This window comes from Micromonospora sp. NPDC005206, assembly GCF_040608175.1.
In the GTDB taxonomy this organism is placed as follows: domain Bacteria; phylum Actinomycetota; class Actinomycetes; order Mycobacteriales; family Micromonosporaceae; genus Micromonospora.
Genome location: NZ_JBEXHU010000004.1, coordinates 17,400 through 42,407 on the forward strand (window position 1 = coordinate 17,400; position 25,008 = coordinate 42,407).

The 25,008-nt window shown below is 71.5% G+C and carries 25 protein-coding genes, 2 tRNA genes, 1 other RNA gene and 1 pseudogene; 15 read left to right on the forward strand and 14 right to left on the reverse strand.

Annotated features, from left to right (window positions below):
• Positions 1-50 precede the first annotated feature (50 nt).
• The 3 genes from ABZU69_RS06185 (at position 51) to ABZU69_RS06195 (ending at position 3,804) form a co-directional block, all read left to right on the forward strand.
• The gene (locus ABZU69_RS06185; RefSeq protein ID WP_354963333.1) at positions 51-1,217 is read left to right on the forward strand and encodes a DUF3068 domain-containing protein; all 1,167 of its coding nucleotides are present in this window, start codon (positions 51-53) and stop codon (positions 1,215-1,217) included.
• A 407-nt stretch (positions 1,218-1,624) separates the two neighbouring features.
• Positions 1,625-2,248: a DUF6230 family protein gene (locus ABZU69_RS06190; RefSeq protein WP_354963334.1), complete on the forward strand. Its 624-nt coding sequence runs from the start codon at positions 1,625-1,627 to the stop codon at positions 2,246-2,248.
• A gap of 77 nt (positions 2,249-2,325) precedes the next feature.
• Entirely contained in the window at positions 2,326-3,804 is a 1,479-nt protein-coding gene (locus ABZU69_RS06195; protein WP_354963335.1) for a DUF6114 domain-containing protein, read from the forward strand.
• Between the two features lie 85 nt (positions 3,805-3,889).
• On the opposite strand, the gene ABZU69_RS06200 is transcribed toward ABZU69_RS06195, so the two are convergent.
• Positions 3,890-5,560 (reverse strand): DUF885 domain-containing protein, encoded by a 1,671-nt coding sequence (locus tag ABZU69_RS06200; RefSeq protein WP_354963336.1) that lies wholly within the window; start codon positions 5,558-5,560, stop codon positions 3,890-3,892.
• 141 nt (positions 5,561-5,701) lie between these two features.
• On the opposite strand from ABZU69_RS06200, the gene ABZU69_RS06205 reads away from it, so the two are divergent.
• Complete coding sequence (locus tag ABZU69_RS06205; RefSeq protein WP_354963337.1) at positions 5,702-6,685, forward strand: DMT family transporter; 984 nt, start codon at positions 5,702-5,704, stop codon at positions 6,683-6,685.
• Between the two features lie 21 nt (positions 6,686-6,706).
• Here ABZU69_RS06205 and ABZU69_RS06210 read toward each other — a convergent pair whose 3' ends face one another.
• Both ABZU69_RS06210 and ABZU69_RS06215 read right to left on the reverse strand, forming a co-directional pair.
• The gene (locus tag ABZU69_RS06210; RefSeq protein WP_354963338.1) at positions 6,707-7,777 is read right to left on the reverse strand and encodes a PHP domain-containing protein; all 1,071 of its coding nucleotides are present in this window, start codon (positions 7,775-7,777) and stop codon (positions 6,707-6,709) included.
• 29 nt (positions 7,778-7,806) lie between these two features.
• The gene (locus ABZU69_RS06215) at positions 7,807-8,571 is read right to left on the reverse strand and encodes a peptidoglycan DD-metalloendopeptidase family protein (protein ID WP_354963339.1); all 765 of its coding nucleotides are present in this window, start codon (positions 8,569-8,571) and stop codon (positions 7,807-7,809) included.
• A gap of 69 nt (positions 8,572-8,640) precedes the next feature.
• Here ABZU69_RS06215 and ABZU69_RS06220 point away from each other — a divergent pair, with 69 nt between their 5' ends.
• The 4 genes from ABZU69_RS06220 (at position 8,641) to ABZU69_RS06235 (ending at position 10,588) form a co-directional block, all read left to right on the forward strand.
• Positions 8,641-9,027 carry a hypothetical protein gene (locus tag ABZU69_RS06220; protein WP_354963654.1) on the forward strand — a complete coding sequence of 129 codons (387 nt, stop codon included), beginning with the start codon at positions 8,641-8,643 and terminating at the stop codon, positions 9,025-9,027.
• A gap of 111 nt (positions 9,028-9,138) precedes the next feature.
• Entirely contained in the window at positions 9,139-9,306 is a 168-nt protein-coding gene (locus tag ABZU69_RS06225; RefSeq protein WP_354963340.1) for a hypothetical protein, read from the forward strand.
• 117 nt (positions 9,307-9,423) lie between these two features.
• Positions 9,424-9,951 (forward strand): tRNA adenosine deaminase-associated protein, encoded by a 528-nt coding sequence (locus tag ABZU69_RS06230; RefSeq protein WP_354963341.1) that lies wholly within the window; start codon positions 9,424-9,426, stop codon positions 9,949-9,951.
• Between the two features lie 190 nt (positions 9,952-10,141).
• Positions 10,142-10,588, forward strand: coding sequence for a nucleoside deaminase (locus tag ABZU69_RS06235; protein ID WP_328426144.1), 447 nt, complete (start codon positions 10,142-10,144; stop codon positions 10,586-10,588).
• An 11-nt stretch (positions 10,589-10,599) separates the two neighbouring features.
• On the opposite strand, the gene ABZU69_RS06240 is transcribed toward ABZU69_RS06235, so the two are convergent.
• The 3 genes from ABZU69_RS06240 to deoD form a co-directional block, all read right to left on the reverse strand.
• Positions 10,600-11,064, reverse strand: coding sequence for a thioesterase family protein (locus tag ABZU69_RS06240; protein ID WP_354963342.1), 465 nt, complete (start codon positions 11,062-11,064; stop codon positions 10,600-10,602).
• A complete protein-coding gene (locus tag ABZU69_RS06245; protein ID WP_354963343.1) occupies positions 11,061-11,699 on the reverse strand; it encodes a TetR/AcrR family transcriptional regulator in 639 nt (212 codons plus the stop codon). Before ABZU69_RS06245 ends, ABZU69_RS06240 begins: the two co-directional genes overlap by 4 nt.
• A 132-nt stretch (positions 11,700-11,831) precedes the next feature.
• The gene (deoD, locus tag ABZU69_RS06250; protein WP_354963344.1) at positions 11,832-12,539 is read right to left on the reverse strand and encodes a purine-nucleoside phosphorylase; all 708 of its coding nucleotides are present in this window, start codon (positions 12,537-12,539) and stop codon (positions 11,832-11,834) included.
• 75 nt (positions 12,540-12,614) lie between these two features.
• Here deoD and ABZU69_RS06255 point away from each other — a divergent pair.
• Positions 12,615-12,701, forward strand: a tRNA-Ser gene (locus ABZU69_RS06255).
• A 75-nt stretch (positions 12,702-12,776) separates the two neighbouring features.
• Here ABZU69_RS06255 and ABZU69_RS06260 read toward each other — a convergent pair.
• Both ABZU69_RS06260 and ABZU69_RS06265 read right to left on the reverse strand, forming a co-directional pair.
• Positions 12,777-14,465: an SdrD B-like domain-containing protein gene (locus ABZU69_RS06260; protein WP_354963345.1), complete on the reverse strand. Its 1,689-nt coding sequence runs from the start codon at positions 14,463-14,465 to the stop codon at positions 12,777-12,779.
• 174 nt (positions 14,466-14,639) lie between these two features.
• The gene (locus ABZU69_RS06265) at positions 14,640-15,575 is read right to left on the reverse strand and encodes a TetR/AcrR family transcriptional regulator C-terminal domain-containing protein (RefSeq protein WP_354963346.1); all 936 of its coding nucleotides are present in this window, start codon (positions 15,573-15,575) and stop codon (positions 14,640-14,642) included.
• A 264-nt stretch (positions 15,576-15,839) separates the two neighbouring features.
• On the opposite strand from ABZU69_RS06265, the pseudogene ABZU69_RS06270 reads away from it, so the two are divergent.
• A pseudogene (locus ABZU69_RS06270) lies at positions 15,840-17,252 on the forward strand (carboxylesterase family protein); the annotation flags it as partial.
• Between the two features lie 132 nt (positions 17,253-17,384).
• Here ABZU69_RS06270 and ABZU69_RS06275 read toward each other — a convergent pair.
• Positions 17,385-17,879, reverse strand: coding sequence for a hypothetical protein (locus tag ABZU69_RS06275; RefSeq protein WP_354963655.1), 495 nt, complete (start codon positions 17,877-17,879; stop codon positions 17,385-17,387).
• A 556-nt stretch (positions 17,880-18,435) separates the two neighbouring features.
• Here ABZU69_RS06275 and ABZU69_RS06280 point away from each other — a divergent pair.
• Positions 18,436-19,743 (forward strand): hypothetical protein, encoded by a 1,308-nt coding sequence (locus tag ABZU69_RS06280; protein WP_354963656.1) that lies wholly within the window; start codon positions 18,436-18,438, stop codon positions 19,741-19,743.
• Between the two features lie 106 nt (positions 19,744-19,849).
• On the opposite strand, the gene ABZU69_RS06285 is transcribed toward ABZU69_RS06280, so the two are convergent.
• Positions 19,850-20,404: a hypothetical protein gene (locus tag ABZU69_RS06285; RefSeq protein ID WP_354963347.1), complete on the reverse strand. Its 555-nt coding sequence runs from the start codon at positions 20,402-20,404 to the stop codon at positions 19,850-19,852.
• A 153-nt stretch (positions 20,405-20,557) separates the two neighbouring features.
• On the opposite strand from ABZU69_RS06285, the gene ABZU69_RS06290 reads away from it, so the two are divergent.
• Positions 20,558-21,793 carry an MFS transporter gene (locus ABZU69_RS06290; protein WP_354963348.1) on the forward strand — a complete coding sequence of 412 codons (1,236 nt, stop codon included), beginning with the start codon at positions 20,558-20,560 and terminating at the stop codon, positions 21,791-21,793.
• On the opposite strand, the gene ABZU69_RS06295 is transcribed toward ABZU69_RS06290, so the two are convergent.
• Complete coding sequence (locus ABZU69_RS06295; RefSeq protein ID WP_354963349.1) at positions 21,768-21,959, reverse strand: DUF397 domain-containing protein; 192 nt, start codon at positions 21,957-21,959, stop codon at positions 21,768-21,770. The genes ABZU69_RS06290 and ABZU69_RS06295 overlap by 26 nt on opposite strands.
• A complete protein-coding gene (locus ABZU69_RS06300) occupies positions 21,950-22,717 on the reverse strand; it encodes a helix-turn-helix transcriptional regulator (RefSeq protein ID WP_354963350.1) in 768 nt (255 codons plus the stop codon). The genes ABZU69_RS06295 and ABZU69_RS06300 overlap by 10 nt, the downstream gene beginning before the upstream one ends.
• Before the next feature lie 198 nt (positions 22,718-22,915).
• Here ABZU69_RS06300 and ABZU69_RS06305 point away from each other — a divergent pair, with 198 nt between their 5' ends.
• Positions 22,916-23,155, forward strand: a complete 240-nt coding sequence (locus tag ABZU69_RS06305) for a flavin reductase (protein WP_354963351.1) — start codon at positions 22,916-22,918, stop codon at positions 23,153-23,155.
• Positions 23,152-23,643 (forward strand): DinB family protein, encoded by a 492-nt coding sequence (locus tag ABZU69_RS06310; protein ID WP_354963352.1) that lies wholly within the window; start codon positions 23,152-23,154, stop codon positions 23,641-23,643. The genes ABZU69_RS06305 and ABZU69_RS06310 overlap by 4 nt, the downstream gene beginning before the upstream one ends.
• A gap of 5 nt (positions 23,644-23,648) precedes the next feature.
• Here ABZU69_RS06310 and ABZU69_RS06315 read toward each other — a convergent pair whose 3' ends face one another.
• Together ABZU69_RS06315 and ABZU69_RS06320 are read right to left on the reverse strand one after the other, a co-directional pair.
• Positions 23,649-24,485 (reverse strand): class I SAM-dependent methyltransferase, encoded by an 837-nt coding sequence (locus ABZU69_RS06315; RefSeq protein ID WP_354963353.1) that lies wholly within the window; start codon positions 24,483-24,485, stop codon positions 23,649-23,651.
• Between the two features lie 76 nt (positions 24,486-24,561).
• Positions 24,562-24,646: transfer RNA gene (locus tag ABZU69_RS06320), tRNA-Ser, on the reverse strand.
• Positions 24,647-24,728: 82 nt separating this feature from the next.
• On the opposite strand from ABZU69_RS06320, the gene ffs reads away from it, so the two are divergent.
• An RNA gene (gene ffs / locus ABZU69_RS06325) (signal recognition particle sRNA small type) lies at positions 24,729-24,818 on the forward strand.
• The last annotated feature ends 190 nt before the right edge of the window (positions 24,819-25,008 follow it).

Sequence of the window (25,008 nt, forward strand, 5' to 3'; positions counted from 1 at the left end):
GCCACATCACTGATCGATAGCGGCGAAATTAGCTCCTCCAGGGAGGAAACATGAAGCACCGCGCCATAGGTGCCGTGCTGTTCGGTGGCGGCGTACTGCTCTTGGCGTTGGCCGCCGGATTGGTGTTCGTCGTCAAGCCCGCGATGACCAAGCTGCCCTACGATTTGGAGGCGTCGACGTCCGTCGCCGAGGCGAAGGGTGCGACCTTCCTTCAAATCGCCAACGGCGCCATCGCCATCAACCAGGGTGACCTCAAGTCCACCGTCCTGGTCACGCCCAACCGCGAGCAGACCGCCAACCTCAGTGGCGACCTCGAAGGCGACACGGTGGTCTGGACGGTCGGTCAGACGGTCGACCGGACGGACACCAAGGAACTGGTCAACGCGTACGGCGCCACGCTGGCGCTGGACCGGGTCTCCGGTGCCGCCGTGGACTGGGACGGTCAGTACCTGGACGACACCGGCACGCGGGAGAAGGTGACGTTCGCCGGCCAGGTCTACAAGTTCCCGTTCAACACCGAGAAGCGGAGCTACGACGTCTTCGACCGTGATCTGCGGAAGGCGCTGCCGGCCGAGTTTAAGGGCACGGAGGACGTCAACGGGCTCGAGGCGTACCGGTTCGAGCAGGTGATCACCGACCAGCAGCTGAACCTGGCCGCCGACCGGATCGGCCTGCTGCTGGGGGCCCTCGCCCCCGGCGCGACCCAGGGCACGATGACCTACAGCAACACCCGGACGCTCTGGGTCGACCCGGTCACCGGGTCGTACGTCAAGGTGCGGGAGGTGCAGAGCAAGGCCCTGGTGCCGGACGTCGGCACCCCGATCTCGCTGCTCAAGGCCGACTTCACCTACAACGACGCCACCATCGAGGCTTCGGTGGAGCGGGCCGACGAGAGCCGCGGTCAGCTCACCATCCTCGGCGTGTGGGCCCCGATCGGCGTGGCCGTGCTGGCTCTGCTGCTGATCGTCGCCGGTCTGCTGGTGGCCCGTCGAGGCGGGGCTGTGCCGGCGGGCGAGGCGCGCCACCGGGCCGACCCGGTGCCCGTGGAGGACCCGACGCCGACCCGGGTGGACCAGCCGGCGGTGCGGGACGACGAGTCCGAGCGGGAGGGCGGTCCACTGACCGACGAGATTCCGCCGGCATCGACGAACTGGAAGTCCGAGGACCCGACGGTGCCGACCCAGCGCCCGGCTCCCGGCGAGGTGGAGCAGCGCTGACGCGCGTACGACCGGAAGTACGACGAAGGGGTGGACCGCAATGCGGTCCACCCCTTCGTCGCGTGACGGGGGTACCACTCGCACGTCCGCGACCTGCGTACTTTACATCTGTTACCTGATTGTAATCGGTCGATGTGACTGTGACTCTCCGTCGCCCTGTAGTGGGCATATGCCGGCTTTGTCGGCACTTCAGACCACTCTGCACGTGGAGGGCTCGACACTTCGTGACGCCCTGCCACCGTTCGATCGCCCGTCTGTTACCGCCGGGTAATCAGGGGGTTGTGAGCCGCGCCGCAACGGGTGCACGATCAGGCTCGATCGTTACCCGCCGGTAACAGGTGACGGGCCCGGTGCGGGCCGCCAGTCCGGGACCGGCCACCCGCGCGCATCCGCCCGAGGAGGAACCCGTGCAGGATCGGTTTGACAATCAGGGTCGTACCCGGTGGCGGCGGTTCGCCGCCATGATGGTGCCCGCCACGGCCGCCGCTGGCGCCATCCTGTTCGGGATGTCGACCGGTGCGATCGCCTCCGACATCACCGTGTCCGGGCAGACGTTCAAGATCGGCGCCGAGCGCCTCGAAGGCGACGGCTTCAAGCAGTACGGCGGCATCGTCCAGGAGAAGGGCAAGGACGGTAAAGCCGGCGAGGTCCACCCGGTCGCCCTCTCCGAGATCAGCAGCGCCGAGCTGTACAGCCTCTGCCAGTCGGTCCGCGCCGACCTGCCCGGACTGCCGGTGGTACTAACCATCAACGCCGGTGAGGGCAAGGAACCCGCCCGGGCCAAGGACCTGCTGATCGCGATGGACACGCTGAACGGCAACGCGACGTTCACCAACATCAAGATCGGCCGGGACGCGACCGACCTGAACCCGACGGCGAAGGCCGGTTCGTTCGGTCAGAACTCCGACCACGTCACCATCACCAACCTCCAGCAGGTGTCCCGGTACACCACGGCGGCCACCTTCAACCTGGTCGGACTCCGGCTGAAGGTCAACGTGGGCGACGACGCCAAGGGCAAGGAGTGCTTCTGAGGTGAGCCGTGGCCCGCGGTGGCCGGCCGCCGCGGGCCACGTCCGTGTCCCCGTCCCCGCTCCGCCAGGAGGAGTACGTGACAAGCGACAACCCGTCCCACGCCCGGCCCGGCGATCCGGCTCAGGCGTGGCGGATCTTCCGCCGTTGGCAGCGGAGCCGACCGTTCTGGGGAGGCCTGTTCATCGTCCTGGCCGGGGTGGAGATGTTCGCCTCCACCCGGATGACGCTGAACGGCCTGAGCCTCCACAGCGGAGCCACCGGCCTGCTCTCGCTGTTGATCCCGGTCATCCTGGTGACCTGTGGCCTGCTGCTCTGGCTCAGCCCGGCGCAGCGGCTGTTCTACTCGATCGTCGCAGCGGTCACCGCCGTCTACGCACTCATCGGGCTCAACCTCGGGGGCTTCTTCGTCGGCCTGCTGCTCGGCATGGTCGGGAGCGCACCCGCCTTCGCCTGGACGCCCACCCGCCCCGCCCCACCCACCGCCGAGCCGGCCGACACCGAGCAGTCCGACACCGAGCAGTCCGACGCTGAGCGGTCCGACGCTGAGCGGTCCGACGCTGAGCGGTCCGACGCTGAGCAGGTCGAAGCCGAGCAGCCCGGCGTGGTTGATGACCCCACGGTCGAGATCGCCGACGCGGGCGCGCCGCCCGAATTGCCGGGACGCTCCGCTGATCCGCGTACCTTCGCCATCGTCCTGGTGGTGCTCGGTGTCGCGGCCGCTGGACTGGCCACCCAACCCCGACCCGTGCAGGCCGCCCCCGGCCGGCCCGCCGCGACTGCCTGTCCCACCTCGCCCAGCGTGGTCACCCCGTCGCCCAGCCGGAGCGCGCCCACCGCGACGCCGACGGCCAGCCCGAGCCCGACGCCGGAGCGCGACCCGGACGGCAACCTGATCACCGACATCCTGGACGGGATCGGCGACCTGTTCACCGGTGGACGCCGCGACGACACCGCGACGCCGTCGGCGAACCCGACCGCGACACCGTCAGCGAAGCCGACCGGCACGCCGACCCGGCCACCGGCCAGCCGCCAAGAGCCCACGGACTGCCCGTCGCCGACCCCGACCCGTCCCGCCAAGCCGGGCGAGGCGGAGCCGGGTAAGCCGCTGCCGCGCCTCGCCGCCGACCCGACCCTGCCGAAGGTCGCGCAGACGCCGTCCAAGCTCACCGGCTCCAAGGTCATCATGACGGGGCTGCGGTTCGAGGGCACCACCGAGCTGCGGTCCGAGAAGGGCGACCTCAAGGTGCTGAAGTTCAGCATGCGCGAGGCGGTGACCGACGACTTCCTGCTCCGCGCGGACGGCCCCGAGGGACGCAGCCAGCGGTACGCGACCGACCGGCTGACCATTCGCGGTGACGTGGCCTTCTACGCCACCCGTTTCGTCGGCCGGCTGCTCGGCATCAAGGTCACTCTCACCCCGGACCTGCCGTTGCCGGACGGCATACCGGTCACCCTGCCCATCCCGGTCACGTTCACCGAGCCGGTCATCGACCTGGCGTACGTCACCAGTGACACGCTGACCGCCCGGCCGTCGTTGGCGCTGACGCTCGGTTAGGCCCTGGACTCACACGGCGACGGACGCCGGCGGTACGGGGCGTACCGCCGGCGTCCGTCGCCGTCGTGATCGGTGCCGGGACGGCTCAGAGCCGGGCCAGCGCCTTGCGCAACGGGTCGAGGCCCAGCGCACCCAGGTCCAACGCCTGCCGGTGGAACTCCCGCAGGTCGAAGTCCGCGCCCTTACGGGCCTTGGCATCCTCGCGGGCCTGGAGCCAGATCCGCTCACCGACCTTGTACGAGGGCGCCTGCCCCGGCCAGCCCAGGTAGCGGTTCAGCTCGAAGCGCAGGTTCTCGTCCGGCACCCGGCAGTGCGCCCGCATGAACTCCCAGCCCAGCTCGGGCGTCCACCGCTCGCCCGGATGGAAGCCGAACGGGTTGTCCTTCGGGATCTCCAGCTCCAGGTGCATGCCGATGTCGACGATCACCCGCGCCGCGCGCATCGCCTGGCCGTCGAGCATGCCCAGCTTGTCGCCCGGGTCCTCCAGGTAGCCCAGCTCGTCCATCAGCCGCTCCGAGTAGAGCGCCCAACCCTCGCCGTGCCCGGAGACCCAGCAGAGCAGGCGCTGCCAGCGGTTGAGCAGGTCGGCGCGGACCGCGGTCTGCGCCACCTGGAGGTGATGACCCGGCACGCCCTCGTGGTAGACCGTGGTCACCTCCCGCCAGGTGGAGAAGTCGGTGATGCCCTGCGGCACCGCCCACCACATGCGACCCGGGCGGGAGAAGTCCTCGCTCGGCCCGGTGTAGTAGATGGCGCCGTCACTGGTCGGGGCCAGGCAGCACTCGATCCGGCGAACCTGCTCCGGGATGTCGAAGTGGGTGCCGTGCAGCTCGCTGATCGCCTTGTCCGCGAGCGCCTGCATCCAGTCCCGGAACGCCTCCTTGCCCTGGATGGTCCGCGCCGGGTCGGCGTCGAGCGCGGCCACGGCCTCGTCGACACTGGCGCCGGGGCCCGCGATGCGCCCGGCGACGACCCGCATCTCCGCCTCCAGGCGGGCCAGCTCCGCGAACCCCCAGGCGTACGTCTCGTCCAGGTCGACCTTGGCGCCGAGGAAGTACTGCGAGGCGAGCTCGTAGCGTTCCCGGCCGGCGGCCTGCTTGTCCCGCCCGTGCGGTGCCAGCTCGGCGCGCAGGAACTGGCCGAACTCCGCGGTCGCCGCGGTGGCCGCCGCCGCGCCCCGGCGCAGCTCGGCGCCGAGCGTGCCGTCCGCGCCCAGCCGCTCGACCAGCCCGTGGAAGAAGTTGTCCCCGGTCGGGTCGACCCAGACGTCGCACTGCTTGGCCACCTCGACCAGCTGCACCTTCGAGCTGATCTGGCCGGCGGCGAGCGCCTCCCGCAGCGTGGTCTTGTAGCCCTCCAGCGCGCCGGGGAAGCCGTTGAGTCGGGCAGCGATGTTGGCCTGAGCGTCGGCCGTCGCGGTCGGCATCAGGTCGAACACCATGCGGATGTCGTGCAGCCCGCTGGCGATCACATTGACCTCGCTGGTGGCCTCGCCGGCGTCGTACCGGGCCAGGTCCAGGCCGAGCCGTTCCTGCATGGCCTCCTTGGCGGTCCGTTCCGCCTCGGTGTCCGGGTCGGTCACCTCCAGCTCCGAGAGCGTCCGGCGGGTCAGGTCCGCCCGCGCCCGGTAACCCTCGGGCGAGAGATCGTCCAGCTGGTCGTCATGGCCGGCGATGCCGACGTAGGTGGCGCCGGTCGGGCTCAAGGGCGCCCACTCGGCCACGTAGCGGTTGGCGAGTTCATCAATTCGTCCCACGGTGCGACCCTACGTGACCACCCCGCCCCGGTGTCGACGACGTTTGTCGTGTTCAGCTGGCAGTTGGCGGCACCGTGGTGGTCAGAGATGGTGTCCGAAAGTCGTGCGACTTTGTCGTACGCCTCGGGCAGAGTGTCAGGGGTGAACACCGACATCACTCCTGACAAGGCAGCGCTGCGCGCCTGGCTGCCGGGATTCATCGCCCTCGCCGCCATCTGGGGCTCCAGCTTCCTGTTCATCAAGGTCGGGGTGGCCGAGCTGCACCCGGTCCAGCTCACCCTCTACCGGGTCCTCGCCGGCGCGCTGACCCTGCTGGTGGTGCTCGCGGTGCTGCGCGACCGGCTGCCCTCCGAGCCCCGGGTCTGGGCGCATCTCTTCGTGGTCGCCGCGTTCGGCGTGGCCGTGCCGTTCACCCTCTTCGGCTACGGCGAGCAGCGGGTCGAGTCGATGCTCGCCGGCATCTGGAACGCCACCACGCCACTGATCGTGCTGCCGCTGGCGGTGTTGGTCTTCCGCACCGAGCGGCTGACCGTACGCCGCGCGGTCGGGCTCGGGCTGGGCTTCCTGGGCGTGCTCGTGGTGCTCGGGGTCTGGGAGGGCATTGGCGGGGCGCACTTCATCGGGCAGCTGATGTGCTTCGGCGCGGCCGCCTGCTACGGCCTCGCCATCCCGTACCAGAAGCGGTTCGTCGCGGGCAGCAGCCACTCCGGCCTGTCGCTCTCCGCGGCGCAGTTGCTGCTCGCCGCCGGCCAGTTGGCCATCGTCACCCCGTTCGTCGCGGGCGCGCCACCGCTGCCCACCGACCTGTCGCCGAAGGTGGTGGCCAGCGTGCTGGCCCTCGGCGCGCTCGGCACCGGGCTCGCCTTCGTGATCAACATGCGCAACATCCGGGTGGCCGGGGCGAGCACCGCCTCCACCGTCACCTACCTGATCCCGATCTTCGCGGTGCTGATCGGGGCCGTGGCGCTCGATGAGCGGCTCAACTGGCACCAGCCGGTCGGCGCGCTGATCGTGCTGCTGGGGGTCGCGGTCTCGCAGGGCGTCTTCGGCCGGCGGCGGCCGCGGCCGCTGGTTGGCGTCGGCGCGCCCGCCGCCCCCGCTGCCGAGCCCGCCGCCCAGCGCTGACCCACGGCGGCCGCCGATCCGTCAGGGCCGGTCGGCGGCCCACTTCACGAGTTGTTTCGCAGACCAGGTGTTGACCACCCGGTCGGCGGGGACGCCGCAGCGGGCCGCCCGCTCGCAGCCGAACCGCTGCCAGTCGAGCTGGCCGGGCGCGTGCGCGTCCGTGTTGATCGCGAACCGGCAGCCGGCCTCCAGGGCGCGGCGGATCAGCCGCTTCGGCGGGTCCTGCCGCTCCGGCCGCGAGTTGATCTCGACGGCGGTGTCGTGCTCCGTGCAGGCGGCGAAGACGGCGTCCGCGTCGAAGTCGCTCTCCGCCCGGGTCCGGGCCCGGTGCCCCCGGTCGCCCGGCCCGGTCACCCCGGCCGGGCGCGACGACACCATCCGGCCGGTGCAGTGACCGAGGATGTCCAGATGGGGGTTGGCGACCGCGGTCAGCATTCGCCGGGTCATCTTCGCCCGCTCGTCGTTCAGGCCGCTGTGCACCGATCCGACCACCACGTCCAGCCGGGCCAGCAGCTCCTCGTCCTGGTCCAGTGAGCCGTCGGCGAGGATGTCCACCTCGATCCCGGTCAGGATCCGGAAACCCTCCGGCAGCGCCGCGTTGACCTGCGCCACATGGTCGAGCTGACGGCGCAGCCGATCGGCGGTCAGCCCCCGGGCCACCTTCAACCGTGGCGAGTGGTCGGTCAGCACCATGTACTCGTGACCCATCTCCACCGCGGCCAGCGCCATCTCCTCGATCGGGGAGCCGCCGTCGGACCAGTCCGAGTGGGTGTGACAGTCGCCGCGCAGGGCGGTGCGCAGCGCCGTCGCCTCGGCGTCCAGGTCGCTGCCCTCGGTCGCCACCAGCCGGCGCAGGTAGACCGGCTCCTCACCGGCCAGCGACTCCGCCACACAGCGGGCCGTGACGTCACCGACCCCGGCCAGCTTGGTGAGCGTGCCGTTGCCGGCCCGCTCGGCCACCTCGGCCGCAGGCAGACCGGCCAGTGCCTTGGCCGCCGACCGGAACGCCCGTACCCGATAGGTGGCCTCGTTCGCCCGCTCCAGCAGGAACGCGATCCGGCGCAGGTCGGCGATGGGGTCCCGGGCCTTCATCCCACCGAACCTAGCCGTTGCGGGGCCCGTCAGGGAGCCTTCGGGCAGCCGTGTTTACGCTGCCACGCCGTCACCTCGGCGGCCGGTTCCCGATTGCCGCCACGCCGCCAGGAGTCCAGGTAGCGCGCCGGCCAGAGCACCCCGCGCCGGATCCACCAGCCGTCCCGGCCCGTACACGGCGGCGAGATGCCGAAGTGCACGTGGCAGACGTTGTTCGCGTTGCCGGTGCGACCCACCTTGCCGAGCTGCTGCCCGGCGCGCACCCGGGCCCCGGGGTCGACGCCGCTGGTCACCACGCTCAGGTGCGAGCCGTAGTAGCGCACCCCGTCATCGCCGAGCAGGGCGACCGACAGGCCCCCGTTGTCCGGACCCTGCGGCCCGCGCTTGTCGTACCGGTCGGTGCGACTCACCTCGAGCACCGTCCCGTCGGTCACCGCGACGAACCGCTCACCACAGTCGGCGAAGATGTCCGTCGCCGGGTAGGCGCCGTGCGTCGGGTGGTACGCCACGTCGTCGGCGCGTACCGGGAAGACATGTCGCAGCTCGGCGCGGGGTGCGGCTGTCGACGGCCGGGCCGACGACGGCGCCGTGCTGGCCGGACCGGTCGCCGTCGGCGTGGCGGATGGCGCCCCGGGCTGGTCGGCCGTCGCCCAGACCGCCGGCGGCGTCGGGGCGGCGCCATCCGCTGGCACTCCCGGCCGGGTCGTCGCGCAGCCGGCGGCCAGCACCGGGGCGAGCAGCAGCAGGATCGGGTACGCCGGACGCGTGCGGCGGCCGATCGTCGGCGAGGGCATCCGGTCATCCTGGCAGACCGGTACCGTGGGCACGAGCGACGCGTGTAGGGGAGGGCAGCGACGGTGACCATCGCCCGGCCCGATCCCGGCCCGGATCCCGACGCCGTCGCGCGCCCGGCCGCGCGTACCCCCTCGGGGCTCTTTCCGGCCGGGCCACCGACCCGCCCCACCTACCGCGAACCGCACCCGGTCACCGGCGGCGGTGTCGCCGCCGGCGGCGGTGCGGCAGCCGCCTGGCTGGTGCTCTTCGGTCTGCTCGGCACCGGCGTGGCCAGCTACGCGTGGTGGACGGTGGTGGCCGGTCTGCTGGCCTGGACGACAGCCCTGGTCCTCGTGCGCCTCGGCGACCGTGGGGTGGCCGCCGGGGTGGCCATCGTCACCGCCGGTGGCTGGAGCATCGCCGCCGCCGTGGTGGCGGTCAAGTGGGCGACCGGTGGTGACTGGCCGCTCTGGTGAACGGGCCGGCGGGCCTCGGTTCGGGTCGACGGTGACTGCGCCGCGTGCCCGGTTGGCTGCACAGCGAACGCCGTCTTGACGTGGCCGCCGAGACTGGGCACGCTCGGCACTATGGCCTGGACCACCCAGCGGCAGGACCCCGATCGAAGCCGCCGCCGCCTGCAGCTGCTCGCCGAACTGGCGGGGGCCCGGCAGGTACGTCAGCGCACCCGGCCCCAGCGGCTGCGCACCGAGCGTCTGCGCCAGCTCATCGCCACCCGCCGTCGGGTAGCCGGCTGATCCGACTTTGTCAGGAATGACCGGCCCTTCGGGGCGTTGACCGGTCGCCTGCCGACCCGACCGGCTAACGTGCACGCGTAACGAGTCGGCGCTGTGCCGAGGGCTATTGGGGGGACCGTGTCGTACTTCGCTGCGGCCGTGGTGCGCGACGACAGCGGCTGGACCGCCGCAGAGGTCAACCTGCGCGGCGCCACCGACATCGACGAGGTCGCCGACCGGCTGCGTGACGTCGACCAGGAGGCCGACATCTCGCTGCTCTTCGTCGAGGCGGACGACGCCTACCTGGTGATCCTGCGGCTCGACGAGGGCGAGGACCTGCGGGTGTTCGGATCGGACTCCGCGTACGCCGAGGAGTCGCGGCTGGGTTCGCTGCTGGTCGGTGATCTGAAGACCTCGGTCACCGGGCTCGACGGCGACGACGAGCCGCGCCCGGCGGCCAGCGGCGACGAGGAGAGCGAGCAGCCCGTCGTCGACCCGGAGGCCGACCCGGTGGGCGACGCCGACCTGCTCGCCAACCTGGGCATCCCCGCGCAGAAACTGCTGGCCCTGTGCACGCACGAGGGGATGATGCCGGCCGACGTCACCGCCGAGATCTGCGAGGTGCTCGGCTGCGCCGACGAGGTCGAGGACCTGCGTGAGGTCTGATCCCACCGGGTCTGACGGTGGGATGCCGCCGGTGGGCGGCGGGGAGCCCGCCGACGCCACCGATCCCCTGCTCGAGACGATCCGGCCGGGGCAGCCGACCCCCCGCGCGGTCGGCCGCGCCGGACCGGGCGCCCACGAGGGGCTGGCCGACCCGGGTGAGGTCGGCCGGCGCCAGCGGCACGAGCTGTGGATGCGGCGTGCGCTGGAGGTCGCCGTCACCGGCCCCGCCGTGGACGACGCGGGCGCTGTCGACGTGGACGACGTGCCGGTGGGTGCGGTGCTCTACGGCCCCGACGGGACCGAGCTGGCAATCGGGCGCAACGAGCGGGAGCTGACCGGCGACCCCACCGCGCACGCCGAGGTGCTGGCGCTGCGCAGGGGCGCCGAGCGGGCCGGCCGGTGGCGGCTGGACGACTGCACCCTCGTGGTCACCCTGGAGCCGTGCACCATGTGCGCGGGAGCGCTCGTGCTGGCCCGGGTCTCCACCGTCGTCTTCGGTGCCTGGGAGCCGAAGACCGGGGCGGCGGGCTCACTGTGGGACGTGCTGCGCGACCGCCGACTCAACCACCGCCCCGAGGTCTACGGCGGCGTGCTGGAGGCCGAGACCGCGGCCGTGCTGCGCGCCTTCTTCCGCTGACCCGCAGCGCGTCAGGCGGAGGTGGCGGTGGTACGGAGGAGGGTGGCGGCCACCGCCCGGGCGGCCTCGGTCCACGGCGCGGGCCGCAGCGTCGCCGGGTCGAGGCGGACGATCGCCCGCCGCCCCTCGGCGTGCACGGTGTCGCCGTCGACGGAGCGGAACTGGAAGGCGTACTCGGCGCTGCTGGTGCCGAAGTGTTCGAGCCAGAAGTGCACGGCCACCGGGCCCGTGGCGGCGATCGGCGCCCGGTAGGTGATGGTGAACTCGCGGACCGCGTGGAACAGGTCCGGCGGGGTGGCGCTGCCCCGGTAGGCCAGCCCCCGCTCGGTCCAGTACGGCGTCAGGGCCCGTTCCAGCAGCACCGCGTAACGCGCGTTGTGCAGGATGCCCATCGCGTCGAGGTCGTCGAAGTGCACCGTGACGTGCTCGACGTGCCCGAACTCGGCGGTGGGCTGGTCGGCGACGGCGTGGGTCATGAGGTGCCTTCCGTTAGCAGGGTGGGGTTGGGGCAGAGCGCCCGCAGGCGGTCCAGCAGGCCGGCGCGGGCGTAGCGGTAGGCGGCGTCCGGGTCGAGCAGCCGGGACTGCATCGCGGCACCCATCCCGAGCGCGTCGATTTCGTACGCCAGCTGTGGGACGTTCAGGTCGGTGGGGAGTTCGCCGGCGTCGACCGCCTGCTGGACGAGGAGTTCGAGGAACGCCGTCCACTGGCTGTACGTCTCGGCGAGCCGGTCCCGGACCGGGCCGGGGCGGGCGTTGAACTCGAACTGGGTGTTGGCGAAGAAGCAGCCACCGGGGAGCACCCGGCTGGCGTAGAAGTCGATCCGTGCCTCGTGCAGGGCGCGAAGCCTCCGTACGCCCCGGGGGGCGAGCAGCGCCGGCGCGACGATCCGGTCCTGCCAGAGCGTCACCGCACGGTCGATCGCGGCGAGCTGGAGCGCCTCCTTCGACCGCCAGTGCGCGAAGAGGCCCGACTTGCTCACGCCGAGCGTGTCGGCGAGCTGGGCGAGGCTGAGACCGTCCAGGCCGGACTGGGTGGCGAGCACCACGGCCGCGTCCAGCGCGGCGTTCCGGCTGCGCTCGCCCCGAGCGAGGCGTCCGTCGACGGTCATGGGGACACCGTACTAATAAAGCACGACCGGTCGTGTTGTTTTCTGTCGTGATCGTCATCACCCCGCCACCCGACCGACAGCACACCGCCCCGCCGTCCAGACGGACGACGGGGCGGCGGGTGCGCCAAAGGGTCAGGCGATGATGGTGTCCAAGGCGATCTCGACCATCTGGCTGAAGGTCTGCTCCCGCTCCTCGGAGGTGGTCTTCTCGCCGGTCTTGATGTGGTCGCTGACGGTCAGCACGGTCAGCGCGCGGGCCTTGAACCGGGCGGCGATCGTGTAGAGCGCCGCCGACTCCATCTCCACCGCCAGCACGCCGTAGTCGGCGAGGGTGTCGTAGAGGTCCGGCCGGTCCGTGTAGAAGGCGTCCGCGGCCAGGATCGGCCCGACGTGCATGCTGATGCCGCGCCGCTCGGCCACCTCGACCGAGGTACGCAGCAGCCCGAAATCGGCCACCGGGGCGTAGTCGATCAGACCGTCGAAGCGCATCCGGTTCATGTTCGAGTCGGTGGACGACCCGATCGCGGCGACCACGTCGCGCAGTTGGAGGTCGGTGCTGAGGGCACCGCAGGAGCCGACCCGGATCAGCGTCTTCACGCCGTACTCGTTGATCAGCTCATGGGCGTAGATGGAGGCGGACGGCATGCCCATGCCGGAGCCCTGGACGGAGACCTCGACGCCGTTCCAGCGGCCGGTGAAGCCCAGCATGCCCCGGACCGTCGAGTAGCAGGTGGCGCTCTCGAGGTAGGTCTCCGCGATCCACTTGGCCCGCAGCGGGTCGCCCGGCATCAGGACCCGCTCGGCGATCTCTCCCGGCTTCGCGCCGATGTGCGTACTCATGGCAAAGATCCTGCCAGGCCGCTGCCGGTGATACCGGTTCGGCGTCGGAACCAGCGGTCCTGTACCCTCGTCGGCGGTGGCGTGTCCGAGCGGCCTAAGGAGCACGCCTCGAAAGCGTGTGAGGGTTAACGCCCTCCGAGGGTTCAAATCCCTCCGCCACCGCTCCTGAAATGCAGAAACGCCCGGACGATCCGTGAGGATCGGCCGGGCGCTTTCGTTTCTGATTCCGGGCAGGCGTCAGGACTGCGGCAGGATGCCGACGTCCACCGGGGTCTCCGCGCCGTCACGAACCTCGACGAGGGCGCTGAGCCCGTACGGGTAGTAGCCGCCGACGTAACTGACGATGTCCGAGTCGGTGGCGTCGTCGCCCAGGTCGGGCGTGCTGAACTGGGTGCTGCTGCCGTCCGGCAGGATGACCTTGACGGTGTACCGGCCCGGCTTCAGCCGTCCGCCCCAGTACGTCCCGCTGACCGTGTTGGTGTAGATGCCCTGCCAGTCCCACGGCAGCGAGCCCGTCTCCGGTACGACGGTCAGTCCGGCAATCTTGTCGAAGGCCATCGGCTCCCCGGCGTCACGCTGGCCGTCCCGGTCGAGGTCGAGCCAGACGCGGCCGGTGACGGCGCCCTCGGCGACGTAGGTGACGGTGTCCGAGGCGGTGTTGTTCTCCGTCGACGACTCCGGCGTGCTGGCGGACCCGGTCACGGTGAAGGTCAGCTGGCCGGCCGGCGTGCGGGGCTGCGCCCGCAGCTTCACCCGCACGTTGAGCCCGTCGGTGGCGATGTCCCAGTGGTCACGGGTGCACTCGACGACCCGCTCAGTCGTCTCCTCCAGCCGGCAGGCCCAGGCGGGGCCGCCAGCGTCGACCGAGAGGAACTCGACGGTTGGCGGGAGCGGGAGCCGGACCACGACGTCCTCCGACGGGCTGCCACCCTCGGTGTACACGTACGCCGACACCTCGAACTCCTGGTTCGCCCGCAGCTCATCCGTGGCGACCACGTCGAGCCCGTAGACGTTCAGATCGCCCGGAAGCGGCACGGCGTACGTGAAGGTGGTCGTGTCGCTGTTGTTGGCCAGCGACCGCTCGATCGCCGGGGTCGACACCGAGCCGGTCACCGTCCGGGTGTCGCCCGCCGTACCGGCCGGGAAGTACGGGTAGAGGTTGAACTGGGCCGCCTCGCCCGGGCGGATCTCCTGGTCGTTCTCACAGACCCAGGTGGAGGTGGAGAAGTCGCACGTCCACGATGGGTCGCTCTGGGTCCAGGCGCCGGCGAAGGCGCCCGGTGGCATCTGGAAGGTGAAGCGGGCACCGGGGGCGCTGACGGTGCCCTCGTTGACCGCCCGGGCCCCCACGGAACCCCGCGAGCCGTTGCCGCCGAGGGTGGAGATCTCGCCCCCGTCCCATTCAACGAAAGAGAAGCTGAGGTCCGGCTTCACCACGTACTCCACCGTGGCCGTGCCGGTGTTGTTGGTGGTGGACGACTCGCGGCTTTCGGTGGTGGCGGTGGCGGAGACCGTCACCTTCCGGCCGTCGGTGCCGGGAGGCAGGGTCGCCCAGACGTCGAGCTCGGCGGTGGCGCCCGCGGCGAGGTCGCCCCACTTGCACTTGGCGGCGGCCGCGTCGCACCTCCAGCCATTGAGTCCATCGCCCCAACCGAGGGTGGCGTCGGCCGGCAACTTCAGTTTCACGGTGATGTCGGTGGCCTCGGCGCCCCCCGCGTTGCGTACCGAGACGTGGAGGCGGACGCGGCCGCCGTCCGGGCCGACCTCGCCGGGGTCGGCGACCAGGCCGAGGACGACGTCGGCGGGGCTGGGTGCGGCCACCGCCGCGCCCGGGAGGGTGGTGAGCATCGACGCGACGACGGCGGCCGCGAGCGAGCCGGTCCGCAGCGCGCGGCGGAGCGTTGGTCGGAACAGGTGGTTGACCATGGGTTCCTATCGTGGTCGGGATGGGACGTGGGGCCGGGACCCGCGCTGGAGACGGTCACCGGCCCGGCCGGCATCTGGCCCGGTCGATAGGTCAGGCGTCCCTCCGGCCGAAAGGGTTACATCGCTCACGAACAGGCGACACGCCCGGTTGATCCGCACGGATCGGCCGGGCGTTCATCGTTCGAGCAGAGCCGCCACCCCGTCGAGCAGCCGTTGCAGACCGAATTCGAAGAGGCTCTCGACGTTGAGGTCGACCGCGGACCGGGTGAGCCGGGCCAGGTGGGGAAACTCGCCCGCCGTGAGCAGCGCGGTCAACACCTCGGCCTGGGCCGCCATCCACTCGTCGTCGGTCAGGCCGGTGTCCTGTTCCGCCTCGGCCTCCCGCTCCAGGCTCACGGCGGTGCCGCGTACGTGGTTGGCCAGCGCGGCCACCAGGTGGAGCTGGGTGTGCTGGTCCAGGCCGTGCCCGGCCAGGGCGCGCAGGGCCCATTCGGTGTGTGCGACGGCGTGCGGCGCCATGAGTGGGCGGGTCAGCGAGATGACCTGGGCCAGCCAGGGATGCCGCCGATAGATCGACCACTGGAGCCGGCAGAGCAGTTCCAGTTGGGCTCGCCACCCGGGCGGGAGGGTGTGGGGCAGTCGATGCGCGGCGAAGGCCGCGTCCGCCATCAGCAGTAGTAGCTGCTCCTTGCCGCGGACCTGCCGGTACAGCGACATGGTCGGCACGTCGAGTTCGGCCGCGATGCGCCGCATGCTCAGCGCCGCCAACCCCTCGGAGTCGGCGATGCCGGTGGCGGTCCGCACCACCTGATCGCGGGTCACGCCGCGGGCGGAGCCCCGCCGGGCGTCGACCCGGGCACCCCGCGCGGCCGAGGTCGGCTCCGGGCCGGTCACCACCATGCCCACACCGGGTAGCGCCCGGACCAGGTCCTCCTGGCGGAGCACGGTGAGCGCCCGGCTGGCGGTCGCCATCGCGACCCCCCATTCCCGGACGATCTGCCGGGTGGACGGCAACCGGTCGCCGGGGCCCAACTCGCCTGCGGCGATGCGCCGCCGCAGCTCCCCGACGATGCGCAGGTACGGGGGTGTCGACTCGTCGATCTCCGTCACGGTCGGCCTCCCGCCGGTAGGGCTGTGACGGTAGCGCACTAGAGCACCGACAGTCGGCCCGTCGGTGTTCGTCGGCCCCGGCGGTCGGGCGTACTAGAGCTCCCTGGTCGCGTGGTTGCCAGGTCGGCATGCTCGCCGCAGCACGGTGCGTACGCCGTACCGGCTTCGACGAATGGAGGAAACATGGCCAGCATCCCGTACCTCGGAACGGGTTCTCCGAAGCGGTGGGTCGCCGCGCTGGGTGCCGTCGCGCTGCTCGTGCCGATGGTGGCCGTCGGCCCGGGCGCCTCGGCAGCCACCGGCCGGAGCGCGGCCGTCGTGCGGACCGACCAGGGCGCGGTGCGAGGGACCGTGGCGGCGGACCACCGCTCTTTCCAGGGCATCCCGTACGCCCGCCCGCCGCTGGGCGCGCTGCGCTGGGCCCCGCCGCTGCCGGGTGCCGCCTGGACGGGCGTACGCGACGCGACCCGACCGGGCGACGCGTGCGCCCAACTCCAGGGTCTGCCGATGGACGATCCGTCGGAGTCCGAGGACTGCCTCTACCTCAACGTCACCACGCCCCGTGCCGCCGCGCGGACGCCCCGCCCGGTGCTGGTGTGGCTGCACGGTGGCGACTTCCGGTTCGGCAGCGGGGACGTGTACGGCGGGCGGCGGCTGGCGACCGGCGGTGACGTCATCGTCGTCACGCTGAACTACCGGCTCGGTGCGCTCGGCTTCCTGGCGCATCCTGCGCTGGCCGACGGGGGCGGGTCCGTCGGCAACTACGGCCTCCAGGACCAGCAGGCGGCGCTGCGGTGGGTGCGACGCAACGCGGCGGCCTTCGGCGGGGACCCCGGCAACGTCACCCTGTTCGGCCAGTCCGCCGGGGCGACCAGTGTCTGCGCGCAGCTGGCCGCGCCGGCCTCCGCCGGCCTGTTCCACCGGGCGGTCATGCAGAGCAACTCGTGCGCCAACCCGGTGCAGACGCGGGCCGGCGCGACCGAGGCGGCCGAGGAGTTCGCGCGCGGGGTCGGCTGCGTCGATCCGGGTACGGTCGCCGCCTGCCTGCGCGGGCGTGACCCCTCCAGTCTCATCGAGGCGGCCGGCTACCCGGGTGCGGGTGTCGACCTCGGTCCGGTCGTCGACGGCCGCACGCTCCCGGTGGACCCGGCGGACGCGCTGGCCACCGGGCGACTGCATCCGATGCCGGTGTTGACGGGGATGAACCGGGACGAGTCCCGACTCCTGGTGTGGGGGATGGAACGCAGTGGGATGAACTGCCCGACGCCACCGGAGCCGGGTGAGCAGCCCGAGTCGTGCCCGCTCACCGACGAGCAGTACCGCGAGCAGGTGCGGGCCGCCTTCGGTGACCGGGCGGGGGAGGTGCTGGCCCGCTATCCGCGCGACGCCGCGCGATCGGCGAGCGAGACGTTGGCCGCCGTGCTCACCGACCGCGACTACGCGGAGCCGGTCTACTCCGCCGCGCTGGAGTTCGCCCGGCGGGTGCCGACGTACGCCTACGAGTTCGCCGACGACGACGCGCCGTTCTTCGCCGACGGGCCGGAGTCGACCTACCCGACCGGCGCGTACCACTGCGCCGAGCTGCCGTACCTGTTCACGGTCGACTACGCCGAGGCGCTGACGCCGCCCCAGCGGCGGCTGTCCGACGAGATGGTCCGCGCCTGGAGCGACTTCGCGCGGACGGGCCGGGCGGACTGGCCTCGACTGCGCAGCGGTTCGCCGTACGTGCGGGTGCTGGGCGGCGGCGGGTCGGGCACGAAGGGTTTCGGGGAGGCCCACTCGTACGACTTCTGGCGGTCGTTCCGCGGCTCAGCAGGGGCCGGTGCCCTCGTCGAACATGCGGCGGGCCCAGTCGGCGTACCCGGCGATGGTCTTGCGGACCGTGCGCCCGTCGTGCAGGAAGAGGTACGCGCGGTCCCCGCTGCGGGCGAGCAGCCCATCGAGCCGGTACGTCCCCTGTGGAGCTCGCAACCGGGTGACCGACGGATAGCGGGACCAGACCTGGTCGACGGGTGAGCCTGCCGTGATGCCCTCCGGTGTCCGCATCGGGTCGCCGACCCAGAGCAGCACCATTTTGTCCCCGGCGAAGACCGGGCTGACCGTGTCGTGGCCGGCGAGCATCGGCCCGCAGGCGTCCAGGTCGGTACGCAGGATGCCCCGGCGGGTCAGCTCGTCCTCGGTGTCGCCGAACTCGATGTTGCGCAGGCCGTTCAGGTCGATGATCTCCACGCTGCTGGCGGGCCGGCCGTCCGGGACCGGCCCCGGTGGTGGCACGCCGCTGCCGGCGATCGAGGCAGCCGTCAGCAACGCGGAAATAAAAGCAAATTGTCGCAATTTCATGGAATCCCCCAGTCCACAACGGAACCAGGGCGTCCAAGTTGCTGCCGGTCACCGGATTTCTGGTGGGCTGATCCTCGGCGGGCCGTCGTCAACCCTGCCCGTTCGCCTCATTTCGGTGATCCGACCGTCCGCCTACGGTGTCCAGGCGCCCAACGGAAGCGGGGTATCTATGCAGCGAGCTGCACCAATCTTAGTAGTTTCGACCGTTCTGGCCAGCCTGGCGCTCAGCGTCCCGGCACAGGCTGCGGGAGGCGTCCGGACCATCACCCGTGAGGGCATCGTTCTCCAGCACCACAGGGTCGCGGTGCCAAGGACGATCACCCCGGTACGGGGCAAGGGCGCCGGCCGCTCCGACTTCGACGGCGACGGCATCGACGACATCGCGGCCACCGGCGACCCGTTCAACTACAACCTGCCCCTGACCCCGGCTGGTGTGGTCACCGTGCGCTACTCGTCGGCCGCGCAGGTCGATTACCTCCTAGGCGTCGTGCCGCCGGACGGCGGCTGCGTCTGTTTCGGGATGGCTCTCGTGGCGGGAGACTTCAACGGCGACCGTTACGACGACCTGGCCATCGGCAACAGTGACGAGGTGAATCCCCGGACCAAGACCCGCGCCGGCGGGGTCTGGGTCATCCCGGGCAGCCGTACGGGCCTGGTGGTCGACTCGGCGATCCACTTCAACCAGGATTCGCCGGGCGTTCCGGACGACCCGGAGAGCTTCGACCAGTTCGGTGCTGCCCTCGCGGCCGGTGACATCAACGGCGATGGCCGCGAGGACCTCGCCATCGGCGCGTACGGAGAGTCGATCGGGAGCAAGAGTTTCGCCGGCGCGGTCACCGTCCTCTTCGGCGGGTCGACGGGCCTCACGGCCACCGGAGCGCAGCACCTCCACCAGGACCAGGCTGCGGTGCCCGGCGGGGCCGAGGGCAACGACCAGTTCGGCTTCTCACTCGCGATCGGGAAGGTCGACAACAACGGTTACAACGACCTGGTGATCGGCGCTCCTCGCGAGAACGACGGCGTGGCCTCGGACGGCAGCGGCATGGTCACCCTGATGTGGGGCTCGGCGAGTGGTGTGTCGTCCACCGGCGCCACCGCGGTCACAGGTGCGGCGGTGCGGCCGAAGGATCAGAGCGGCACCATCGCGTGGTACCTGGGTGACACGCTCGCGATCGGCGACGTGAACGGCGACGGGCTGGGCGAGGTGGTCGCCGGGGCGCCCGGCGCGCAGACCCCGCACATCAACGGCGGCCTCGTCGCGGTCTTCACCGGCCGCTCCGGCGGCCTGTCCAGCGGCGCGGCAAGAATCATCACGCAGAGCACGGCCGGCGTACCGGGAGATCCTGAGGACGACGACCGCTTCGGTGGTGCGCTGGCGGTCGGCGACGTGACCGGCGACGGCAGGGCGGACGTGCTGATCGGCGCCCCTGGCGAGGGCATCGGCTCGCAGACCGAGGCGGGCGGCGTCACCCTGCTCAAGGGCTCCGCCGCCGGGCTGACGGGGAGCGGTGCCCAGGCGTTCGACCAGAACCACCCGACCGTCCCGGGCGGGTCCGAGAGCCGAGACGTGTTCGGCGCGTCCGTCGCCCTGCTGAACCTCAACGGCGTCGGCGGGCTCGACGCCGTCGTGGCGGCGACCGGGGAAGAGGTGAGCGGTGACCTTGCCGGATATCCGTCCGGGACCATCATCCCGTTCCACGGGGCCGCCGGCGGGCTCGAACCGCTCAACAGGTCGTGGAGTGGGCTGACCCTGCGCACCCAGGTCGTCTGGCCCCAGCGCTACGGCCTCCGGATCGCCGGGCCGCAGAGTGGTGGCCCGCTGTTCTGAGCTGAACACGGCGACGCCCGGCCGGTCCGTCACGGACCGGCCGGGCGTTGTGCGCGGGTGCCGGGCCGTCAGGCCCCGTCGGCGACGGTCGATGCCGCTCGGCGGATCACCGGTTCTCCCACTGCTCGACCAGCTCATCCCAGTAGTCGGCGCTGAGGCGGCGCCGCCCGTGCGCAAGCCAACCGTCGGTGTTGCTCTCCAGGTGCAACCCCAGCTCGGCGAACGGGTCGATCCAATTGCCCGGCTCGACACCGAGCCGGGTGAGCGCCATGTTGATCGGCCACTGTCCACGCGGCGCGTCGAGCACGTCGTCGAACCGTGGCCCCCAGGAGAGCGCGCCGCCCAGCCATACCGCCGCCGACTGGTAGCCGGCGCCGCCGCCGAACTCCGCCTCCAGGTACGCCACCGGCCCGGACCGCGACCAGCGGGCCAACAGCTCGACCAGTGCCGGCGACAACACCAGGTCGAACGGGTGCTCGGCACTCCGGTCGTCCAGCGCGAAATCCGGCAGCGACCCGGTCAGCTCCACCACCAACTGAGGGGTGACCGGCAGCAGCGCGAAATCCTGGCGCAACTCGCCGAGGACCGCGTGATCCAGCTCGGCGGTCTGCTCGCGGAGCAGTTCCGCGTCCGCGACCACCGCGCTGAGCTGGTAACCCATCGAACCCTCCGCCGTCCACAGCCTGTGGATAGAACATGTGTACGACGGATTCCGGGCCGGCCGCCGTCGATCCCCGGACCGTACCCGCCGGCCGGGCCGGACAACTGCCGTGGCCGCCGTTCGGGCAGAATCTGCCGGTGGTGGGGAGGTGCGATGAGCTGGGGTACGGCCAGGGTGCTGACCAACCGCGACGCCGGCCGCTATCTCGGCGGGGTGCTGGTGTCCGGCTTCGGCACCGCGGCGATGCTGCTGGTGGCCGGCATCTGGGTGAAGGAGCTGAGCGGGTCGAGCGGCCTCGCCGCCCTGGTGACCCTGGGGGTGTGGGCGCCGACGCTGGTCGGGCCACTGCTGGGGCTGCTCGCCGACCGGTTCCGCCGCCGGCCGCTGCTGATCGTCCTGCACGCGGTGATGGCGGCGCTGCTGCCGGTGCTGCTGCTGGTCGACTCGGCGACCCGGGTGTGGTTGATCTTCGTGGTGATGACCGCGTACGGGATCAGCTTCGTACTGAGCGACGCGGCCGAGGCCGCGCTGGTACCGGCGGTGGTGTCCGGCCCGCTGCTCGGCGACTTCAACGGGCTGCGGACCACGATCAACGAGGGGATGAAGCTGCTCGCCCCACTCGCCGGAGCGGGGCTGTTCGCCGCGTACGGCGCGCACCCCGTGGTGCTGCTGGACGCGGCCACCTTCATGCTGGCCGGCCTCGTCTTCTGGTCGCTCCGGGTCCGCGAGCAGCCGCCGGGGCGCCCCGAGCGCTGGAGCCGGCAGCTCGCCGACGGGTGGGGACACCTGCGTCGGCATCGGGCGCTACGGCACGTGGTCGGCTGCGCCGCGCTGACCATGGTGCTGATGGGGCTCAACGGCGCCGTCGCGTACGCCGTGGTGGACGCCGGCCTGGGGCGGCCGCCCGAGTTCAACGGCGTGCTCGCCACCGTGCAGGGCGTCGGGTCCCTTCTCGGCGGCCTGGCCGCCGGGTCACTGCTGCGCCGCTTCGGTGACCGGCGGGTGGTGGCCGGGGCGGTCGCGGTCTTCGCCGTCGGGCTGGCCCTGCGGGCCACGACCTCGGTCGGACTCGTGGTCGCCGGCGGGGTTGCGGTGGGGCTCGGCGTGCCGCTGGTGCTGGTCACCGTCTGGACGGCGGTGCAGCGGGAGACGCCGGGCGAACTGGTCGGGCGGGTGGCGTCGACGGTCAACACGCTGACCTTCGGCCCGTCCACTGTGGCCCTGATGGCCGGCGCGAGCCTGCTCGAACTCGTCGACCATCGCCTGATCCTGCTGACCGCCGCGGTCGCCGCCGTGCCCCTTGCGCTCTGGTCCCTCCGGGCCACGCCTGCCCCGGCGGACGGACCGGACGCGTCGGTCCCGGTCAGGGCCGCCGAGCGAGCTGGGTGACGAACGCGCGCCAGGCCGCTGGCGCGAAGGTGAGGGCCGGCCCTGCCGGGTCCTTGGAGTCCCGCACGGCCACGACGCCGGAACGGTTGTCGGCGACCTCGACACATGCGCCGCCGTTGCCGCTGCTGCGGCTGCTCTTGCGCCACCGGGCGCCGTTCAGCTCCATGTCTCCGCCACTTCCGTGATGAGTTCAACCGACTGCCAGTGGGACAGCGCCTCGCCGCGCACGTTCTCCCACGCCGCCATCATGGCCGCGATGTCCTCCGGGTCGCTAGCGAGATGTCCCTGGAGTTGGTTGTCCAGGTAGCCGGCGACCCGGTGGTCGTGGCTGTGGGCGATCACGAACGGCCCGTTGAGACCGGCGTAGGCGCCGACCGAGGCGGGCACCACGTGCACCCGGACGTGCGGCTCGGCGCAGGCCGCGACCACAGCCAGCAGTTGCTCGCGCATGGTGGACCGGCCTCCGACCGGCCGGCGAAGGATGGCCTCGTCGATGACCGCCGTGAACTGCGGCGGGTCGTCCCGTTTGAGTACGCCCTGCCGGGTCAGCCGGACCGTGAGGTGCCGCTCGATGTCGGCCGTGGGGATCAGGCCCGCGCCGCTGAGCACGGCACGGGCGTACGCCTCGGTTTGAAGCAGTCCCGGCAGGACGGTTGACTCGTACCAGCGCAGCGACACCGCCTCGCGCTCGATTTCCTGCCAGGGACGGAACCAGATGGGGTCCCGACGTCTCGAAGTGTCCGGCCAGATGTCCGACACGTCCCGATGAAGGGCTTCCGCTGCCGCGAACCGGTGCCGAGGATGCGGGATGCGACCCTCGGTCAGCCAGCGCGCCACGGTCTTCGGGTCGACACCGACGGTCTCGGCGAGGGACTCGGTGGTGTGCCCGGTGTCGCTGAGCGCCACCCGCAGCGCGTCGTTCACGGCCCCTCCATCGGATGTCTCGAATATCTGACGACCATATCGCTACGGGATGTATCTGTCTGGTGACGCGCGCAAGGGTGGTCCACAGAAGACGGCGCGGCCGGTGGAGGCAAAGGAGCCCGGCGGTCGGCGTCAGTCGGGGGACCGCCCGGACGGGGAGGCCGGGCGGCCCCCCTCCACCGTGAAGGAGGCCCGCCCATGCCCCGCCGATCCCGGAACCATTTGCCGACCCGTCCCACCTGGCGGTGCGGGACGTGCGGCATCGCCTGGCCCTGCTCGGCGGCGAAGCTGCGGCTGCTCGCCGAGTACCGGCACGACCGCGTGGCGTTGATGGTCTACCTGGCGACGCTCCAGGCCGAGGCCGGCGAACAGCTCACCAGCGTGGATCCGACTCGCCTGGCCGAGCGCTTCCTGTACTGGGCACGCGCTCGTGGGTGACCGGCGGGGTTGGCAATCCACACGGCCGCTGTGGTGGTCAGAAGCCGTTCGACGCGGTGCATGCGGTGTGGGAAGGTCGCCTGGTGCCTGCATCCGGTGGTGATCTGCTGCGTTGGCAGTTAGAACTGACCTGGTCGCTGTTCGAATATCACCTCGTTCCGACGATCGGGTGGATCACCTGGCACATCGGCTGGTGGTGGACCGTCGCTATCGATCACCTTCAGGGGCGGCCGGCGCGGGAGCGTACCGAGGTCAACTGGCCCGGTGATGGCGACAAGACGGTGGCGTGGCTGCGTGATCTCCGTACCGAATGGTTGGCGGTGTTCGACCGGCTCAGCGAGACCGACCTTGACGGTACGGCGCCGTTCCCGTGGCAGGACGACCCCGAGCACACCGTCGCCCACATGATCGCCTGGGTGAACGCCGAGCTGATGAAGAATGTCGCCGAGGTCGGCCAGCTTCGGTTGCTGCGGCACGCAGGCGGGTAGCCAGGTCAGGGGTGCCAGATGACGACGTCGATCCCTCGTCTCCGCTCAGCGAAGCGGCCGTCGCGCGCCGCTTCGGACAGGAGGCGACGCAGGTCCGCCTCGAAGGCGGGGAGTCGATCGGCGAACAGGTGCGGTGCCGAGCTGGACAGGGAGAACACCGCGGAGGCGATCTCGTCGACACCGCGTTCCACGACCATGCCTTGATCGACCGTGAGACGGGTGGGGCCGGTGAAGCCGGCCTGCCGCATGATCTCTTCCTCCCCGCCGGGGGTGCCGGCGGGTAACCATCCCTGACTGCCCCGGCGGACCGGTCCCAGGTAGCTGGCGACCAGGTCGTCGATCTGCCGCCACGGCGGCCGGGGGTACGGCAGCGTCTCGTCGTCGGCCACGCCCTGGTGCGTGTTGGCGCTGACGTGGACCCACGCCCCGCCCGGCGCGAGCATGTCGCGGACCCGACGGGTGACGAGAGGCCGGTCCATCCAGTGGAACGACTGGGCGAACGTGGCTACCCGGAACGTGCCCAGATCTGCGGGCAGGGCCTCGGCGCGCAGGTGCCGCCACTCGACGTTTGTGGCTCCGACCTCGCTGGCTCTGCGCCGCGCCTCGGTGAGCATGTCCGGGTCGGCGTCGACGCCCACCGCCGCCTGGAACAAGGGCGCGAGCAGGAGCGTCACCGATCCGGGCCCGCAGCCGACGTCCAGCAGTCGGCCGGTGCCGTCGAGGCCGAGTGCCTCCCCGACAACCTCGGCGAGCCGGGACGGGTAGGGCATGCGTCCAGAGCTGTAGTGGCTCGCGCTGCCCGCGTACAACGTCTCGTCCCATTGGCACGTCGTGTCCGCCACGACGTCGATGAGACCACAAGATCAACGCCCGGCGGACCGATTATGGTCTGCCGGGCGTCTGTGCTGCTCAAGCGAGCGGAGGATACGAGATTCGAACTCGTGAGGGTGTAAACCCAACACGCTTTCCAAGCGTGCGCCCTAGGCCTCTAGGCGAATCCTCCGCGAGCCAGGATACAGGCCCCCGCCAGCCCGGCCACCCCACCACCCCCTGAAGATCGACGAGCGGTCGGGTAGGCTTGGCGGCACCTCCCGTGCGGCGGTATCTCGTGAACCTCCCCAGGGCCGGAAGGCAGCAAGGATAAGCGAGCTCTGCCGGGTGCACGGGAGGCCTTTTCGTCTGTGGCCGGTTGATCCACTCGACATCCGTGATGTCGGGACATCCCGGGCGTAGGGACACCGCGACTTCCAGGAAGCCGAGTCGATCAAGCGGGGCAACCCGTGGCAACCCGGCGTCGGGCCGGGGTGGTGGGTGGTCACCCGCGCCCGAGCGGCGCAGAATGGCTCGGTCGAGAGGAGGCGGGAC

Bases quoted from the DNA above. Each gene is read 5' to 3' on its own strand.
- ABZU69_RS06185 (WP_354963333.1), top strand. From the start codon at position 51: ATGAAGCACCGCGCCATAGGTGCCGTGCTGTTCGGTGGCGGCGTACTG.
- ABZU69_RS06210 (WP_354963338.1), bottom strand. From the start codon at position 7,777: ATGAAGGCCCGGGACCCCATCGCCGACCTGCGCCGGATCGCGTTCCTG.
- ABZU69_RS06215 (WP_354963339.1), bottom strand. From the start codon at position 8,571: ATGCCCTCGCCGACGATCGGCCGCCGCACGCGTCCGGCGTACCCGATC.
- ABZU69_RS06225 (WP_354963340.1), top strand. From the start codon at position 9,139: ATGGCCTGGACCACCCAGCGGCAGGACCCCGATCGAAGCCGCCGCCGC.
- ABZU69_RS06235 (WP_328426144.1), top strand. From the start codon at position 10,142: ATGCGGCGTGCGCTGGAGGTCGCCGTCACCGGCCCCGCCGTGGACGAC.
- ABZU69_RS06240 (WP_354963342.1), bottom strand. From the start codon at position 11,064: ATGACCCACGCCGTCGCCGACCAGCCCACCGCCGAGTTCGGGCACGTC.
- ABZU69_RS06245 (WP_354963343.1), bottom strand. From the start codon at position 11,699: ATGACCGTCGACGGACGCCTCGCTCGGGGCGAGCGCAGCCGGAACGCC.
- deoD (WP_354963344.1), bottom strand. From the start codon at position 12,539: ATGAGTACGCACATCGGCGCGAAGCCGGGAGAGATCGCCGAGCGGGTC.
- ABZU69_RS06260 (WP_354963345.1), bottom strand. From the start codon at position 14,465: ATGGTCAACCACCTGTTCCGACCAACGCTCCGCCGCGCGCTGCGGACC.
- ABZU69_RS06280 (WP_354963656.1), top strand. From the start codon at position 18,436: ATGGCTCTCGTGGCGGGAGACTTCAACGGCGACCGTTACGACGACCTG.
- ABZU69_RS06285 (WP_354963347.1), bottom strand. From the start codon at position 20,404: ATGGGTTACCAGCTCAGCGCGGTGGTCGCGGACGCGGAACTGCTCCGC.
- ABZU69_RS06290 (WP_354963348.1), top strand. From the start codon at position 20,558: ATGAGCTGGGGTACGGCCAGGGTGCTGACCAACCGCGACGCCGGCCGC.
- ABZU69_RS06295 (WP_354963349.1), bottom strand. From the start codon at position 21,959: ATGGAGCTGAACGGCGCCCGGTGGCGCAAGAGCAGCCGCAGCAGCGGC.
- ABZU69_RS06305 (WP_354963351.1), top strand. From the start codon at position 22,916: ATGCCCCGCCGATCCCGGAACCATTTGCCGACCCGTCCCACCTGGCGG.